The following is a 17,659-nucleotide window of genomic DNA, read 5'->3' as shown; positions in this document are numbered from 1 at the left end:
GTAGTTTTTAAAGATACTTAAAGATGTCATTTGTATATAAAAAAATAGCTATTATTGGAAAGCATCATAAAAAAGAGGTTGGTGAAACGATACAGGGATTATGCTCTCAACTAAATGATTTGGGTTTAGATGTGATAATCGAGCGTGAATCTAGTCATAACCTAGCTCTAAAAGACACCCCAAAAATGTGCCTGAAAGATATAGCTTTAAACTGTGATGTTGCCATAATAATAGGTGGGGATGGAAATTTTCTACAAGTATCTAGAGTCTTGGCATTATATAGCAATATACCAGTTATAGGCGTTAACAAGGGGAAGCTTGGGTTTTTAACAACTATTACGTCTGATAGTAGAGGTTTACAAGGTGATCTAATAGATATTTTAAAAGGCAAAAGTACACTTTCTAAGATGGCTATGTTAAAGTGTCGAGTCGATAATGTTGAGGCTCCATTAGAAGCTTCAATAGCCTTAAACGAAATAGCTATAACAGCTAGTAGAGGTCGAATGTTTGGGTTGAAAGTTTTTATTGATGGTGGCTATGCTTTTGACCAAAGAGGGGATGGGTTAATAGTAGCTACACCAACAGGTTCTACAGCCCATGCAATGTCAGCAGGTGGACCAATACTTAATCCTAATCAAAACAGTATGGTTTTAGTACCAGTATGTTCACATTCATTAAATAGCAGACCACTAGTAATTTCAGATGATAGTATTATAGATATTTATATAACTGATTATAATGATCCTGAACCTGTACTAAGTATAGATGGGCGTCATGATATTATTTTAAAGTCTGAGCAAAAGGTTACTATTAGAAAAGCTAGTAAAAAGGTTTCAGTGCTTCATACAGAAAACTATAATTATTATGATACTTTACGTGAAAAACTCGGTTGGGGTAAGGTGTTGTTTTAGATGTAAAAGCTTAGACTTAAGTGAGTCTAAGCTTTTTTAGTTATCTGAAATTAAAACTTTTTATAGAAAGGTTTTTCTGCATATCTTTAGCATCTTTGTTTGGATATGCTGTATAGTTTTCTCTAGCTAAATGTAGCTTACTAATATCAAAATCTTCAATAAGCATCTGCTCATAATTAAACTTACCTTTAGCGATTTCTCCCGTGGGAAATTCTTTTTGCTGAGGGCTCGTAAATAGTATTTGAGCAACACCATCAGCATTTTCTAGATTGTTTTTATCAAGGTTAGAAACCATGCCAACAGCTACGCCGTAAGAGTAGTTTTGTATGGATAACATTTTTATAGCTGTTTGAATACGGTTTAAACCATAAATATCATCTGTATATGATGGCACAATTATAATGTCTGGTTCAATTTGACTCAGAGCTAAAGAAATATTAGCAAATTCGCTAGTGTAACAAATTAAAATAGCGACTCGTCCAAATTTTGTATTTAGTACTAATATATCGTTACCACTACCAGTATAACCAACTTTTCGCTCACTCGGCGTTAGGTATATTTTATCTTGTTCTATGACGTAACCACTAGGCAAACCAACCAAAGCTGTATTGTAAAGTTTTTGATCTTTTTGCTTAACAGTAGATCCAGCTACGATATATACATCTAGCTTTCTAGATAGGTCTGAGACAAAATCTTTAATTTGGACATAAAACTTTGATAGTTTGACCAAACTATCTTTGCTCCAAGGCTCGTTGTAAATAAGATTTAGCATATCGTCTTCGGGGAAAACTATAATATTAGCTCCTTGCTTTTTAGCTTTGGTTGCATAGTTAGTTATACTTTGCTTTAGCTCTTCAAATGATTGTTGTTTTGCGGTAAGTTGTATTGCTGCAATTTTAGCATTATTAGCTAATACTATTTGTATACAAAATACTAAGATTAAAATTGTTATGATTCTTTTCACATCTACCTACCTTTTTTAGATTTTGAGAAAACATTTTTATATGAATAATAGACATACAGTATTTAATTGTAAACTAAATGTTTTTAGCTCTAATTGCAAACTCAATATCTTGTCTATAAGATACGGAACTCTATTTATCTATATCAACAGTTTAACCAGTGTTATAATTAAAGCATAAGAATTTTTACTGAGAAATTAATTTGATTACTTTAGGAAACTATCATAATTTAAGAGTTATAGATGTTCATGAGTATATATTACATCTTGATGCTGTAGAATTAGGCGTTGCAACTTTACTTAAAAAAGAGTTAGAAAATGATTTGAGTGTAGGAGATACTATAAATGTACTTTTATACGAAAATTCTAAGTCTGAGCTTATGGCTACTACAAAAAAAGTAGCTGTTGTTGGTGAAATTGCTTTTTTACCAGTCAAATCAATTATTAATATAGGAGCGTTTCTAGATTGGGGTTTAGAAAAAGATTTGCTTGTACCTTTAGCTGAGCAACATAGACCTTTTGAGGTTGGGAAATCATATTTAGTATATATCTACCGTGATAAAGTAAATGGTAAGCTTATAGCTTCTTCTAAGATAAACAAATTTATATCAGATTTTGATGATGGTGATTTTAAGCTTAATCAAGAGGTTAACCTGATTATAGGGAACTCAACTGATATCGGTTATAAAGCAATCATAAATAATACTCATTGGGGTATACTATACAAAAATGAGGTATTTCAAAGGTTAAGCTTTGGACAGTCTACGAAGGGCTATATTAAATCTATCCGGAAAGATGGTCGAATAGATTTAAATTTGCAACAATTAGTATATAAAGACCTTGCTAAAAATGCTCAAAAAATATACGACTATTTAGTTTCTAAAGGCGGTTTTGTAGCATTTCATGATAAGTTAGACCCTGCTCTTATAAAAAAAGAATTTGGTATTAGTAAATCATCATTTAAAAAAGCTATAGGTAGCTTATTTAAGAGTAAAAAAATCCTGATAAAAGCAGATGGAATTTATTTGTCTTCATAAGCTAAAAAAGTTCTACTAAAATTATTATTATAAAAGTTGTAATAAAAATAGCAGAAACAAGTTCTATTTTTTTTATGGCTCTGAAAAACGTTTCTCTTAATTTACTATTGCCAAAAAATATAGCTACTGTACAAAACCAAAGCGCGGTAGTTAAAGTTATACATAACCAGACAGCTATTTTTTCAAAGCTTGTTAGCTCATCAACTAAGCTTAGCATAGAGCTGAAAAATACAACCACTTTAGCATTAGCAAGATTGGTAAAAGCTCCATTTAAAAAGAACTTGAAAGCTGGACGCTTTTCAAGTTGATATAAGTTTTTTATGTATTGCTCAGCATTGGAGTTTTGTGGACTTTTTGTAAAAACGTTTTTATAGAGATTAAAAGCTAAATAAGCGAGATACGCTACACCAACAAGTATGATAAATTTAAATAAAATAGGTTCTTTGTAGAGTAAAAATGAGCCAAACCAGTATACAAAGAAAGTATTTAGGAATATTCCAGAAGCTACTCCCAAGGCAGTATAAATACCATATTTTTGCCCAAATTTGATAGAGTTGCTAATAGTTACAAAAAAATCTGGACCTGGTAGAATAAGGCAACTTATTTGTAAAGCTATAATAGTTAAGAATATTAGCATTGTTAGACTCTTATTTTTAATTTACTTAATATAGAATAGTATTAACAAAATTGTTATAAATCTAGAAAAATGTTTGATAAACATAAAGAAAATTTGCGTCAAATAAAAAGCTATGTTCAAAGAGCGGGGAGAGTCACAAAAAAACAGCAGTTAGCATTAGAAATATATTCTGAAAAATACTTGATAGAATATAGAAAAGAACAAAAGTTAAACTTTGCTAATATTTTTAATAACCATCATCCAGTGATTTTGGAAATAGGTTTTGGTATGGGGACTTCTCTTGTACAAATGGCATTAGAAAATCCAGATAAAAATTACCTTGGAATTGAAGTCCATAAGGCAGGTGTGGGTAATATTTTATATGAGATAGAACATAAAGGTATTTCAAATTTACAAGTTATAAGCTACGATGCTTTAGTGGTATTACAAGATATGATTGAAGATAATTCTTTAAAAGCAATTCAGATATATTTTCCTGATCCATGGCATAAGAAAAAGCATAATAAACGTAGGTTAGTCAATCAATCTAACCTTAACCTTTTCGCTAGAAAATTAGATAAAGGTGGAGTGTTGCATTTTGCTAGTGATTGGTTACCTTATGCTGAAGATGTTTTAGGGTTGCTAGAAAACCACGGTCAGTACAAAAACTTATATTCTGGTTTTGCTCCTAGACCAGACTGGCGTCCTTTGACAAAGTTTGAAAAAAGAGGACAAAGCCTAGAACATCCCATATCAGATATACTTTTTGAAAGGGTTTGAAATAAATAAAGATTGAATAATATAAATAATTTATAATAAAAAAGTCATGCTGAATTCAATATAAATATTGGACTTATTGAGATCCTGAAACAAGTTCAGGATGACTAATATATTAAAGGAAAAATAGTGAAAGTAGCCAGATATAAAAAAGGCTTTATAAAAGCAAGTGAATATAACAGTAAATTACATTTTGATAATATTTATTGTCCTGATTGTGGTGTTGCTAAAGTTAAATTAGTACGTAAAGCTAATCAAGAATCATATTTTGAATTTATTACAGAAGATAATCGCCATGATGAGCTATGTCCTAGAATAAGTAAGCCCATTGATGACAATAAAATCAAAGAGCTTATAGCTAGTGATTCAAAAAAGGATATGAGTAAGGTTAATTTTATAGTTAATAAAAACCTTGAACGTTGCATAAATTTACTTACTAAAATAGAGAATGATGGTAGATTAAATCACGAAGATGCTTTAAGTCTGATGCCGAAGAAAAAGCAACAAATGGCAGAAAAACGTATTAGAGAGTATTCTAAACAAGATATTTATACTATAAATACTTTTGAGTTAGCAGATATAGATTTGGAAAAAGTAAAAGGTAAATATGCTGTGTTATACGGAGTGGCGGGAATTACCTCTTCAAATATAGGTGAAAGCTTAAAGCTGTTATTTAAGATAAATGAAGGTTCTAGGTTTTCAGTATTTATCGCACCAAACCAAACTAAATATTTAAATTTTGATAAAAGTATTAGAGCTAAATTTGCTATTTTTGGTAAATTGAAAGTAGTAGATAAATTTATAAATGTCGAGATACGTTCAACTAGAGATTTAGTTATAAGGGGCTAAGTTTTGTATGAATATAAAAATTAGGCATGAGCAACTTGCAGATCAAGAGCTTATATATAAGCTTATTTCTAACTGTTTTGAAAGTGGTGATGAGGAAAAACTAGTTAGATTATTACACACAGACCACCAAAGTTTGATATCTTTAGTTGCAGAATTGGATAACCAGATTATCGGACAGATAATCCTTTCAAAAATGTCACAAGATGTTGTTCCGAACATAAATATATATGGACTAGCTCCAATGTGTGTGTCTCCAAATTACCAAAATTTAGGAATTGGGGCAAAGCTAGTTGAACAAGTTATACAAGAAGCAAAAAAGTGTAACATTGATGCTATATTTGTTCTAGGACATCCAAACTATTACCCGCGATTTGGTTTTAAACCTGCTACAGAATACAACATACAATGTGAATATGATGTTCCAGCAGATGTATTTATGGTTCTTGATTTGTCTGGTAAATTAAAGAAGTTACATGGCAAAACAGTTTACTATGCCGAAGAATTTAAAGAAATATTCTAAATTTACTGAAAAATAATAGTTAATTTTACTCTTTTGAGATAGGGTGTATTGTCATCCATAGCTAAAATACTAAAAAGTAGTATGTCATTCTGTCAGGCTTGAACACGTCAAAAGAGGATAATAACTATGAAAACAATATATCGTGCTAGTATTTTCACTTTCAATAAAAATACGACTCTCCAATCAATATTAAGCTATAAGGTTGATAGTTTATTTGTAAACGCTAATGTTTTTTTATTTTTAAGAGATGGGGCAATTGTAGTTGAAAATGGCATAATAACTGAAGTCGATGATTTTTATAAAGTTCAACTACATACTTCTGAAAGTGATAAATTGGTAGATTATTCAGGCAAAATAATAATGCCAGGTTTTATTGACACTCATATGCATACAACACAGACGAAAGCTGTAGGAGCTTATGGTGAGAAATTGCTAGAATGGCTAGATAATTATATTTTTCCAAGCGAGGCTAGTTTTAATAGTAACTCATTGGCTTATAAAGAATCTGATATGCTGTTTAAAGAGTTGTTTAAACATGGGACAACTACTGTTTGCGGTTATGCTCCATGTGCTTACGATGGTACTGATATAGCATTTGAGTTAGCGTATAGTTATAACATGAGAGTTATACTTGGTAACACTATTATGACTAATGGTAATAAAGATTTGATTACAGATCCTAAGACAAGTATGAAAATTTCAGAAAAGCTTTGTGAAAAGTGGCATAATAAAAGACGCTTAAGCTATGCTTTGACACCAAGGTTTGCTTTAAGTTGTACTGGTGAGACCCTCAATCTTTGTAAAGAGTTTTTACAAACATACAAAGACATCTACATACAAACGCATCTAAGTGAAAACTTAAATGAAATAAAAGATACTTTAGCTACGTATCCAGATGCTAGTGACTATCTAAATGTTTATGAAAAGTATTCATTAATAACAGATAAAACAATTTTAGGCCATTGTCTACATTTATCAGGTAGTGAGTGGGATAGAATTCAGAAGCAAGGAGCGATAATAGCTAATTGTCCAACAAGTAATAATTATCTTGGAAATGGTCATTTTGACTATAAAACAGCAATTAAAAAAAATATTAAACTTACACTAGCTACTGATTGGGCTGCGGGTAACACTTTAAGCTTACTTCGAGTAATGGATGATGCTTATAAGGCTGCTTTATTTAATTCATATAAACTTGAGACGTTAGTACTTCTATTTTGTAGCACACTAGGTAGTGCAAAAGCTCTTGGCTTAGATGACAAAATTGGTAGCTTAGAAAAGAATAAAGAAGCTGATTTTATTGTTTTAGACCCTCAAAAGAATTCTTTACTTAGTTATAGACTCGAATATACCTACAACATTCAAGATCACTTATTTTCAATTATTTCATTAGGGGACGATCGTTTGATCGATGCTACTTATATCTATGGTAGACAAGTTTACTAATAATGGGGCTGTTGCAAACTAAAATTATATGTTTCTAACTGTGTTAAAATATTCTCAAAATGCTCATTTACTACGTGTAAACTGCGCTTTTTCGAATATTTTTGCCTTGTTACCACCCATCTAATTCCAGCTTGCAACAGCCCCTTAATTGAGCTATTATATTGTTGATTTCTAAATTAGTATTTGCTAATATAACCACATGTTTAGTAATTGGAGCTTGAAATGGATTTAGTACAAATGCAAAAAAATGCTAGTAAAGCTGCTGATATGCTCAAAGCAATTTCTCATAAATCAAGGTTACTTATTTTATGCTTACTTACAAAAGGTGAGATGTCTGTAGGTGAATTAGCTAAATATTCTGATTTAAGTCAATCAGCTTTTTCACAACATTTATCAGTACTTAGAAAAAAAGGCTTAGTTAAAGTAAGAAAAGAAGCACAAGTTTGTTTTTATAGTATAAAAGACAAAAGTGTAGCAAGAATATTAGAAGCTTTGCATTCAGTTTACTGTGAAGAGAAGTAAAAAAATTTAATACAAATATTAGAGTTACCTAAATTAGAAAAAACTAAAAGGAGAAAAAGATGCATAAAGTAGAAAAAATATCAGTAAGAGAATTTTTGGATTTACAAAAAAAAGAAAAGGTCAAACTAATAGATATTCGAACACCTCATGAGCATAAAAGAGAATGTATTGATTGTGCTGAAAACATTATGATTGATGATATTTATGATGCTGACATTAAGTCTGATGAAGTCGTAGTATTCCATTGCCAGTCTGGCAACAGAACTAACCAAGCAGCAGATAAAGTTTCTGGACTTAAAGCAAAGAAAGTTTACCTTTTAGATGGTGGTATAAACTCATGGAAACAACATAAGCAACCAACTCAAAAAAATGTAAAAGAGCCTTTCCCAATTATGCGTCAAGTGCAAATAGTGGTTGGTTTTATGGTGCTATTAGGAGTTGTACTATCGTTTACAGTGTCACAATATTTTGCAATTTTAAGCGGTTTTTTTGGGGCTGGCCTTTTGTTTGCAGGTTTGTCTGGTACTTGTGCTTTAGCAAATATTTTACAGCTGCTACCGTACAATAAGAAAGTTAAATAGGAGAGAAGGTATGATTTTTAGACAATTATTTGATATAGATACTTTTACGTATACTTACCTTATTGCATCAGGAGAAGGTAGAGAAGCTATTATAATAGATCCAGTTGATACGCAGTTAAGTAAGTATCATAAACTTTTTGATGAATTAGATCTTAAACTAGTTGCCGCAATTGATACACATGTACATGCTGATCATATTACAGCACTTGGTTTACTAAGAGAATCAACAGCTTGCAAATCAGTAATGGGTGCACATACAAAGGCAGAGTGTGTTTCTGTGAAGATAAGAGAGGGTGAAACTGTAGACTTTGATGGTATGAAGCTAAAAGCTATATACACTCCAGGTCACACAGATGACTCTTATAGTTTTATTCTTGGAGATAAACTTTTTACAGGTGACACTCTATTTGTAAGAGGTACTGGTAGAACAGATTTTCAACAAGGAGACTCTTTTGCTCAATACGATAGCATAAAGAACAAACTTTTCAAGCTTCCAGATGAAACTATAGTTTATCCTGGGCATGATTATAATGGCTTTACATCTAGTACTATTGGTGAGGAGAAGAGGTTTAATCCGAGGTTACAAGTTAAATCAGCACAAGAGTATGCAGAGCTTATGGCAAATTTAAATCTACCAAACCCTAAATATATGGATGTTGCTGTTCCAGCTAATTTAAAATGTGGGTTGGTGAAATAAATGATTTCATTAATAATCTTTGGGCTTATTTGTGGCATAGCTCTTGGTTTAACAGGTGGAGGAGGTTCTATACTAGCAGTGCCTCTTTTGGCTTACGGTGTGGGGTTAGATTTTCATAGCGCTGTAACCATATCATTATTAGTTGTTGGGTTTACAGCTGTTTTCGGGCTGGTTATAAATTTAAAAAATCATGACTTAAATTATTTAGCGGCATTCATCATGATAGTTACAGGTGTAATGTTTGCACCTGTGGGTAGTTACCTTTCTCAAGTCTTAACTGATCAAACTCTAATGCTTAGTTTCTCTATACTTATGGTAGTTATAGGTATTTGGAGCTTAGTAAAATCAAAAATTATCTCTGATACATACTCTATATGTAAGAGTATAGGTATTAAGTGTATTATGGCATTACTTTTAAGTGGAGCTATTGTTGGGATTTTAACAGGATTTTTTGGAGTTGGGGGAGGATTTTTAATTGTTCCAGCTTTGATGTTTATAACAGGTATGCCAATTAAGAGAGCTATTAATACATCGTTACTTGTTATTTTTGTAGTTTCAATATCAGGGTTTATTTCGCACTATGATTTAGATAGTATGAACTGGTACGTAGCAATACTATTTATAGCTGGTAGCGTTACTGGTATGCTTTTGGCAACTAAGTTTAAGAAAAAACTAAATGATAAAATTTTACAAAAAATATTTGCTATTATGCTGATTGTATTAGGTTTAGTGATTTATTTTATAAAATAGTTGAGCTTTTCCATTTAAGTGTGAGATTCACGATATAGTTTTAACCTTTCGAGTAAGTTTTTAGTTGGCTGATTTGTTAAGCCCTTTTTTTAAGTGAAGAAGAATTAGCTATACATACACTTTATTTACTGTTTTATATAAATCATAGAAACCAGGATCAATTTTTGCTGTTTTAGAGTTTGTCATTCCCCAGAACTGTACTCCTGCATAACCTTCTTTATTTAAAATATTAGTTACTTCTATTAATCTATCTGTGTCAGCTGCTTTACTCTCACCAGTTGCTTCTTCTATAGCAAAACCTTCCTCTAATGTTCTTTTATAGTTAAACAACGCAGTTATTTTATTTTTATCTAGATAATTAAATTGTTCGTAGATATTGTTCATCTGCTTGGTAGGTTCAGAAGGATCTTTTTTTGAGGCCGTAATTCCTTGTCCTAACATAAACGTAACATCATCTATAATATCCTGGTTATTATCAATAAAGAGCTTTAAACCTTGATTAAAACCTTTTGCCCAATATCCACCTCTGACGTATTGAGGCAATATAATAGACGTTTCTATTCCGTATATTGATTTTACTTTTTGTAAGGCAAGAGCTATCCCTTTATAATGATCACTCACCTTACGCATTTTAGTTATGAATTTCTAATTTCATATAACTCCTTAAGAGCAATAGCGTTAGATCTAACTAATAGCTTATATTTCAGAGCGAAGTGGTTTAGTGAAGTTTTTATCTTAAGCATTTCTAGTTTACAAAAAGCTACTAATGAGCAAAAAATATGATTTCTTTGAGTTTTCTCAACTTTAGTTGGTGAGGCTGATAAAGAAGTATTTTGCTTAATTGATTTATGATAAACCTCTATTTGCCATCTTTTTTGATAGTCATGGTATAACTGATTAGAATCTATTTCTAAATCATTTGTTACAAGATATAAAATTCCTTTTGTACCGTTCTCGTTTATGAAAATCTTTTTTGTTAAAAGCACAGGGAAATTCATATCTTTAAGCCATATCTTTAAAGATTCTCCATCAGCAATATCAAGTTCAGAGAGCTTAATAAAATCCTTACTCTTTCTAGCATAATCACTCAAGGCAACAACTCTATTTGACTTCATACCAAGTATAAATTTCTTCGATAATCTATGATGTATGAAATTCATATTATCTTTAGAGCAAAACCAGCTATCTGCCAAAATATATTTAAACTTAACATGATTAATAACTGCTCGATTTATCATGTTTTGAAACATTTGGTTTTTAGTAACTTTAGATCTTCTTTTATACCGCTTATCTTTTTCATCATAATATCGCTCATCCTTTTTCACTATCTCATAGTCTATAGGAATAGATAAGTTTGATGTACTAAGCATACATGAGACTATATTAATACCCTTTACATGAACACTTTTAGCATGAGAGTGATGCCAACAGACTATATCATTTTCATCTGTGCTTGGCTTTTCACTAATTGTATCATCCAAACAAAGAACATCGTATTCGCTGTTATGTTTTCTAACTAAAGGCTTTATATATTTCCAAAATTCTAAGCTTGTTAAATCTGACTTGTTTAAAAACCTTGTTATTTTGTCATGTGATACTTCTTGATCTAATATATCTGATAATTTTGTGGCTGTAGCATACTTAGTTTGGCTTATAAGATAGTCTGTGTATATATCTAGTAAATCCTTGTCCATTTCTTAAAAAACAGAATTTTTTCCTATGTCCAGTATTCTAAATATCTTTTTAAAACTTACAATCTTTTACGTAAGGTGAGTGATCAGTAGTATATTCACCTTTTCTAAACTTTTCACTTTCTATATCCAAGGCTATTCGTTGAATATGCACCCCATTGTTATTTAAATATTCTATAGTGTCATTAATAAGGTTAGTAAATTCTGAAGCAGTACAAACATTAGGGTCTATTGGATCAACAACTCTACCGCCAGTCTGACCTCCAAATACAAGACCTATAATATTTCCTTCTCTTTGGTATTCTTTTAAAATATCAACGGTTGTTTTATGCTTACCGTCAATCCATATATCCCTTTCTATAGGATTTTCATTACCAGTCCCTCCAACATTACCATCAAGGTTCTTAAAAGAACAAATCGTTTTACCTTGTGAGTCTTTATTGTTCCCATTTAGGAATAACATTCCAAAATTAATGTTTGGAATATCATTTCTTATACTTTTTAAACAGTCTAAATCATGAGCTGGGCATGATGTAGTTATATAAGCTATCTCTGAACTTGTTTTATTTCCAGCTCCTATTGCGAAACCTGCAAATAGTAGCATGAATATTAATAATAATTTTTTCATGTTTTTTATTCCTTAATGTAAAACGTTTTTTTAAACGCGATAATAGTACAAGTCAAGGAAAACTTTTTATATACTCTAATTTTGATAAGGTGAAAGACTTTTTGATAAATAACTGATTCTAAGCGTAGTGAAAAAGCACAGTTTACATGTAGTAAATGAGCATTTTGAGAAGATTTTAACACAATTAATAGAAGATTTTTGCCAAGATTCATTTCAAGTATCCATTTTTTTATATAGTATAATATACGCTTGTTTTCTTAGTCTTATTTCTTGACTCTCGTTTAAGATGTCTACTTGTTCATCACTAATCTTATAAAAGCTAGGGTAGTTTTTAAGTGAAACTAAATAGTAATGTCCTTCTGTAAGATCGCTTCCTTCATGAACGATATAGGCTAATAATTTATATGGTTTTCCGTTAATAGATAAATTCATATCTACTTCAACATCGCTTGTATCTTTTGAGTAAGTTTTATTACTATTCCACTTAAACCTTTTCAATCTTATAATAAAAAAATTAGGGGAGTTAATAATTCTAGTAGAGTGTTTTCCTGGAGACTTGCAGTCGCCTTCTTCTGCTAGTGTATAAGTATATTTTTGTCCATACTTGCCAGTCAGGCAGCTAGAACAAATCAGCTGATCAGGGCTTGTTTGTAGGCTTTGTTGGAACGCTAATAATTGTAATATTTGAGTGGATTTCAAGTTATTTTTAACAAAGTCTAGGTCATAGATATAAACTTCATCATCTGTTATTCTATTTTCTTCTATATCTTTATGTTTTGTACAATCAAGTTTCTTTGTTATAGTAAACTTTATATTAAAATACTCTAGACAAATATTTCTATACTTAGAGCTTCTCATAATTGAATTTAAAAAATCACAAGCATCCTGTTGTGAATAATTTTTATTTAACAATTGGCCGTCAGGTTGCCAAAAATCTGATACTAAAAGATCTAACCTATCTCTTGAAGCAAAAGATGGAAACTCGAAAATATTGTTAGGAGGTTCATTTATATGATCTAATAGTTGTAAAGATGAGTTTATGTAACAAGTATTTCCAACGTTTCGTAACCCTACGAAAAGTCTACTATTTGTATTAAAGTGAGAATGATAATTATTAAATGAAACTTGAAGTGGATTGTGCCTATGAATAGTTTGTGAATTACTAGCATTAAAAGTATCTGAAGGTTGATGGCGTTTTAGATGTAATGTGTTATATTCAATGGGGGGACTTTCCAAATAAATGTGTAAATTCTTAATTAACCTGCTAGATTATATCTAGCAAAATATTAAGGATAGAAACGATGTCTAAGAATAAGAAGTCAGAAGATATTTACTCAGTTATTGCAGATCAAATAATAGATTCAGGTGTTGATGTTAATCAAATGTTTGAGAAAGATGGTTTGCTAAAGCAACTAACAAAACGATTATTAGAAAAAGCACTAGATACAGAAATGAATAGTCATCTTGGCTACTCAAAGCATCAACGCAGTAACTCTTCAAATGCTAGAAATGGCTATAGTAATAAAAGTTTATCTACGGATACTGGTAATATAGATATATCAATTCCTAGAGATAGAGATAGTAACTTTGAGCCTCAAATAGTTCCCAAAAGAGTAACAAAGATAAATGGATTAGACCAAAAAATAATATCTTTGTATGCTAAAGGTATGAGTACTACAGATATCCAACAACAGTTATTTGAGTTATATGATACAAAGATAAGTACAAGCTTTATAAGTGATGTTACAGAAGCTATTATTGATGATGTTAAAGCATGGCAAAATAGACCTTTAGAGTCAGTTTATCCAATAGTGTTTTTTGACTGTATAGTCGTTAAAGTTAGAGAAGACAAGCATATTATTAATAAAGCTGTGTATGTGGCTCTTGGCATATCGTTAACTGGTCATAAGGATGTATTAGGTCTTTGGATCAGTCAAAATGAAGGTGCTAAATATTGGCTAGGAGTATTTACTGAATTAAAGAATAGAGGCTTACAGGATATATTTATAGCATGTACTGATAATTTAAAAGGTATGTCTGATGCTATACAAGCTATATACCCTGAGACAAAGCATCAGCTTTGTATGGTTCATCAAATTCGTAATAGTCTTAAGTATGTGCCATATAAAGACAAAAAAGAGGTAGCTAGAGAGTTAAAGAAAATATATGATGCTGATACCATTGAAATAGCTCAATCTGAACTTGATAACTTTGCAAATAAGTATGACGCTAAATATCCTTTAATTTCAAAATCATGGACAAATAACTGGGATAATTTAACCGTATTCTTGCAATACCCACCAAAAATTCGTAAAGTTATTTATACTACTAATGCGATAGAATCGCTTAATAGTCAGTTTAGGAAAGTTATTAAAAATAAAAAGCTGTTTCCTAAGGATGACTCTGTTTTCAAATCTTTGTACTTGGCTATAGATTATTTGACTAAAAAATGGTCTATGCCTGTCAGATATTGGAATGAGGCTATGCCTTATTTCGCTATTGAGTTTGAGGATAGAATCCAGAGATTCATGTAACTGAATTTACACAGTTAAGTGGAAAGGCTCTCAATGGGACTTTCTTGGAATTTTCTTTTTCCTAGGATATTTTTTTGATCATTTATTTTGAACCTCATTTTTGACTGTTTAATCTGCGATACATATTTGTCTCCCCAATATCTACTAACTTTTGAATTTTTATCGAGAGTATGTAAATATACTTCTTTAGTTTCTATACTACTATTAAGCCTAGATAATCTACCTACCATTTGAACAGCATTTCTTTCTTTTTTTGGTAACTTTCTGGCAAAGATTATAAAACCTATCTGGTTATTGTCATATCCTCTAGTTAACATTTTAACTGCTATAATTAGAGTATTGGCATTTTTTTCTTCCTTTGTATCTTTAATCTGTGCTAATTTTTTATCTAAATCTTCAACAGCATTATTAATCATTATAATATTTCTATTTTGGTCTACTTTCTTTTCTTGTAAAAAACGTAATATCTCTATAGAAGCACTAACATTTTTCGTATAAATTATCCCTTTTTTTGTTAAATTATTTTGATCATTAATGGTTTCTAGTATCATTTTTTCATACAGTTGATTGTCTGTTAAGTCTTTACTTGATGTTTTAAATTCATTAATTTTGATGTTAGATACTACTCTATGCTTGTTAATAAGATCTTTGATTTTTGCTTCGTAAGTGTATTTACTCATTCCTTCATATTTATATGGTGTAGCTGATAGCAGTATAGATTTGGTTTTATGATCTAATAATAAATTATTATGTTCAGTTGGTTTCTTGGGATTAAACATTACATCACATTCGTCAAAAATTCTTAACGTATTTACAACGTATTCTTTATTTTTATTCCTTTTACAAAAAATTAGAAATGACTCATAGCAGAAAATATATATCAATTGTTTATTTTGAGCATGTTTTTCTTCAAAAAAATTATCATTTAAAAATGTCTCAGATATGGCATTATCCTCGCTCATTATCTTTAAAAGGTTAGTTTTTATTCCAAAATCATTACAATATGCATGGAAATTATCAAAAATTTGGCTTGTTAATGCAACAGAGGAAGTTATTACAAAAACATCTTTATTTTTAGAATATTCTTTGATAGCTAAAAAGAATTCTATAATAGTTTTACCTGCTCCTGTTGGTAATTTAAGTATGTCTATACGATTTGTACTTTGATCCACAGCGCTTATTGCTTCTTTCTGGTAATCCCTCATTTTTTGTTTTATTAATTGCAATTTATTACTGTTTTGCTGAGGAGATGACGTATTTAATTGGTTACTTATATTATTTAGTTTATTAAATTTTGCTAAAATAAAATCTAAGTTTGTATAATAATCGTGGTTACTCAGTGCCTCTTCTATAGTTTTTTTCATTAGTATTATAATGTTATTATTAAGTAAATCAGCTTTTGAAAATGGTCCTGACTTATTAATTACTTTATCTTTCCAGCTTAATGCCCTTTTATAGTTGAGACTCTTAATTACAGAATTTTTTATAGTTTTATTTTCTCTTTTGTAACCAGCATCTTTCTTATTAAGTATCAATCTATAATCTAGAAAATTATCTTTATTTTGGTACATTTGTTGATAAATTAGCATTAAAGCAAAATGTGTATAATAATCTTCTAAAGGCAAGTCTTTATCTTCATCTCTAGGAAGTAGTATTTCTATATTAGAATTATATTCTTGAGTTATATAATCAAATATAGATTTTGTTTTAAAGAATAATAGTTTAGACGGATACATTAAGGATTTACCATAAATATTGTTCATTCCTACAACAAATTGCTTATCACATTGTTTATATAAGAACCCATATAAACTTTCCCATGAATTTACCTCTTTTGATTTATTAACCATTACAGAATTTATATTATCATCTAACATTATGAAATGTTGAAGCTCATTTTTGTAAGCGAAATTCCAAACAGCTAATCTTCTTTCTCTAATACTCTCTCCATCACAATATAAAAACGCTTCATCGCAAACATTCCTAATTTTTTCTTTTTCGTCTTTAGTAATTACTAATAAAACTGAAATGTTATCGTCATTTAATTGAGGGAAAAAGCCATCAGTAACTCTACCTAACAATACAAAAATATATCTTTTCTTATTTGGTGGTAGATTATTAGTAAGCTTAATATTATTTTCTTTAACCCGAAGACATTTAATAGCAGAATAGTTAGAAGGGTCTATATTACTTTTAATATTTTGATTAACAAAAGAATCTGAACTACCATCCATATATTTACTTGAAACTGGAGGAAAGTAATATGGTTGTTGTAATATTTTATTAATAACTTTTTTTTGGATATTTAAATTCGATTCTTCAGCTTTTTCAGGATGCATCCTCGCGATATGATTTTTTAAATAAGCTTTTTGGGATATCTCTTTACTACAGTGAGGACATGAAAAATTTTTTTTTGTTAAACCTCGTTTTGCAGCTTCTTCAGGGTGAAAATTTGTGATATGACGCTTTAAAGAATTATTATCTGCGAATGAGTTATCTTTACTTTTACAGTAAGGGACAGGACATATAAATTTTTTTTTTGTTAAACCTTGTTTTGCAGCTTCTTCAGGATGTTGACTTGTGATATGATTTTTTAAATAAGTTTTTTGTGTTAGCTCTTTACCACATTGAGGACATGAAAAATTTTTTTTTGTTAGACCTCGTTTTGCAGCTTCTTCAGGATGTTGACTTATGATATGACGCTTTAAAGCCTGATTAGTCGCGTACTCTTTCTTTTCACAGCCAAGGGCAAGACATGTAAAAGTTTTTTTCATTTTTTGGTTCCATCATAAGTTTAACCAGGCTACATGGATAAAAAACCTCAAATCATAAAGTTGTAATTGTACATTTTGATGTTTTTTATTTTCTCCTGATACTGGTATACATTCAACTGACACTGAAAATATATTCTCCAAAGTGTCTAATTTAAATTTATCTGTTAAATATAATTATTATACAGCACAAAATAAACTTTCTTTTAGATTTTTTTTGTACTTATTAATTAATTATTTTAATAAAAAATTTGACTTTATAGAAAAATATAATAATTTTTGTTAAATATAAACGCCACGATTTTTATATAATTACTATATGGATAAAATTGAATTGATTAGTCTTGGTAAGTTGTGATTTGTTATTA

At 30.1% G+C, this 17,659-nt stretch carries 18 protein-coding genes; 11 read left to right on the top strand and 7 right to left on the bottom strand.

The genetic code is table 11. The annotated features are described in order from the left end of the window. The first annotated feature begins 23 nt into the window (after positions 1-23). Positions 24-911 carry an NAD(+)/NADH kinase gene (locus E4K63_RS05785; RefSeq protein WP_133940980.1) on the top strand — a complete coding sequence of 296 codons (888 nt, stop codon included), beginning with the start codon at positions 24-26 and terminating at the stop codon, positions 909-911. A 40-nt stretch (positions 912-951) separates the two neighbouring features. On the opposite strand, the gene E4K63_RS05780 is transcribed toward E4K63_RS05785, so the two are convergent. Further along, positions 952-1,875 (bottom strand): nitrilase-related carbon-nitrogen hydrolase, encoded by a 924-nt coding sequence (locus tag E4K63_RS05780; protein WP_243830475.1) that lies wholly within the window; start codon positions 1,873-1,875, stop codon positions 952-954. Positions 1,876-2,075: 200 nt separating this feature from the next. Here E4K63_RS05780 and E4K63_RS05775 point away from each other — a divergent pair, with 200 nt between their 5' ends. Beyond that, the gene (locus E4K63_RS05775) at positions 2,076-2,909 is read left to right on the top strand and encodes a CvfB family protein (protein ID WP_133940978.1); all 834 of its coding nucleotides are present in this window, start codon (positions 2,076-2,078) and stop codon (positions 2,907-2,909) included. A gap of 1 nt (position 2,910) precedes the next feature. On the opposite strand, the gene E4K63_RS05770 is transcribed toward E4K63_RS05775, so the two are convergent. Continuing rightward, entirely contained in the window at positions 2,911-3,546 is a 636-nt protein-coding gene (locus tag E4K63_RS05770) for a LysE family translocator (RefSeq protein WP_133940977.1), read from the bottom strand. A gap of 69 nt (positions 3,547-3,615) precedes the next feature. Between E4K63_RS05770 and trmB the strand changes: the two genes are divergently transcribed. The 8 genes from trmB to E4K63_RS05730 all read left to right on the top strand — a co-directional run bounded on the left by trmB (position 3,616) and on the right by E4K63_RS05730 (position 9,667). Beyond that, entirely contained in the window at positions 3,616-4,305 is a 690-nt protein-coding gene (gene trmB, locus E4K63_RS05765; protein WP_133940975.1) for a tRNA (guanosine(46)-N7)-methyltransferase TrmB, read from the top strand. Between the two features lie 126 nt (positions 4,306-4,431). Further along, positions 4,432-5,151 (top strand): hypothetical protein, encoded by a 720-nt coding sequence (locus E4K63_RS05760; RefSeq protein ID WP_133940973.1) that lies wholly within the window; start codon positions 4,432-4,434, stop codon positions 5,149-5,151. A 7-nt stretch (positions 5,152-5,158) separates the two neighbouring features. Beyond that, positions 5,159-5,671, top strand: coding sequence for a GNAT family N-acetyltransferase (locus E4K63_RS05755; protein WP_133940971.1), 513 nt, complete (start codon positions 5,159-5,161; stop codon positions 5,669-5,671). A 126-nt stretch (positions 5,672-5,797) separates the two neighbouring features. Further along, a complete protein-coding gene (gene guaD, locus E4K63_RS05750; protein WP_133940970.1) occupies positions 5,798-7,117 on the top strand; it encodes a guanine deaminase in 1,320 nt (439 codons plus the stop codon). A gap of 222 nt (positions 7,118-7,339) precedes the next feature. After that, a complete protein-coding gene (locus E4K63_RS05745; RefSeq protein ID WP_133940968.1) occupies positions 7,340-7,639 on the top strand; it encodes an ArsR/SmtB family transcription factor in 300 nt (99 codons plus the stop codon). A 59-nt stretch (positions 7,640-7,698) separates the two neighbouring features. Then, positions 7,699-8,220 (top strand): rhodanese-like domain-containing protein, encoded by a 522-nt coding sequence (locus E4K63_RS05740; protein ID WP_133940966.1) that lies wholly within the window; start codon positions 7,699-7,701, stop codon positions 8,218-8,220. Between the two features lie 10 nt (positions 8,221-8,230). After that, a complete protein-coding gene (locus tag E4K63_RS05735; protein WP_133940964.1) occupies positions 8,231-8,917 on the top strand; it encodes an MBL fold metallo-hydrolase in 687 nt (228 codons plus the stop codon). A gap of 3 nt (positions 8,918-8,920) precedes the next feature. Then, the gene (locus tag E4K63_RS05730) at positions 8,921-9,667 is read left to right on the top strand and encodes a sulfite exporter TauE/SafE family protein (RefSeq protein ID WP_133941131.1); all 747 of its coding nucleotides are present in this window, start codon (positions 8,921-8,923) and stop codon (positions 9,665-9,667) included. 108 nt (positions 9,668-9,775) lie between these two features. Here the strand turns inward: E4K63_RS05730 and E4K63_RS05725 are convergent, their stop codons facing one another. The 4 genes from E4K63_RS05725 to E4K63_RS05710 all read right to left on the bottom strand — a co-directional run bounded on the left by E4K63_RS05725 (position 9,776) and on the right by E4K63_RS05710 (position 13,222). Then, positions 9,776-10,297, bottom strand: a complete 522-nt coding sequence (locus tag E4K63_RS05725; protein ID WP_179965695.1) for a hypothetical protein — start codon at positions 10,295-10,297, stop codon at positions 9,776-9,778. Between the two features lie 5 nt (positions 10,298-10,302). Beyond that, positions 10,303-11,361: an IS701 family transposase gene (locus tag E4K63_RS05720; protein ID WP_179965674.1), complete on the bottom strand. Its 1,059-nt coding sequence runs from the start codon at positions 11,359-11,361 to the stop codon at positions 10,303-10,305. 49 nt (positions 11,362-11,410) lie between these two features. Next, the gene (locus tag E4K63_RS05715) at positions 11,411-11,986 is read right to left on the bottom strand and encodes a hypothetical protein (RefSeq protein ID WP_133942564.1); all 576 of its coding nucleotides are present in this window, start codon (positions 11,984-11,986) and stop codon (positions 11,411-11,413) included. Between the two features lie 213 nt (positions 11,987-12,199). Then, positions 12,200-13,222 (bottom strand): ubiquitin carboxyl-terminal hydrolase, encoded by a 1,023-nt coding sequence (locus tag E4K63_RS05710; RefSeq protein WP_133942565.1) that lies wholly within the window; start codon positions 13,220-13,222, stop codon positions 12,200-12,202. A gap of 65 nt (positions 13,223-13,287) precedes the next feature. Here E4K63_RS05710 and E4K63_RS05705 point away from each other — a divergent pair, with 65 nt between their 5' ends. Further along, positions 13,288-14,520 (top strand): IS256 family transposase, encoded by a 1,233-nt coding sequence (locus E4K63_RS05705; RefSeq protein WP_179965676.1) that lies wholly within the window; start codon positions 13,288-13,290, stop codon positions 14,518-14,520. A 14-nt stretch (positions 14,521-14,534) separates the two neighbouring features. Here the strand turns inward: E4K63_RS05705 and E4K63_RS05700 are convergent, their stop codons facing one another. After that, entirely contained in the window at positions 14,535-17,294 is a 2,760-nt protein-coding gene (locus tag E4K63_RS05700; protein ID WP_133942478.1) for a DEAD/DEAH box helicase, read from the bottom strand. Between the last annotated feature and the right edge of the window lie 365 nt (positions 17,295-17,659).

The sequence above is a fragment of the Allofrancisella inopinata genome (assembly GCF_012222965.1).
Taxonomy (GTDB): Bacteria; Pseudomonadota; Gammaproteobacteria; order Francisellales; family Francisellaceae; genus Francisella; species Francisella inopinata.
The sequence above is the reverse complement of the archived record's forward strand: the minus strand, read 5'-3'. Positions and strand labels throughout refer to the sequence as shown.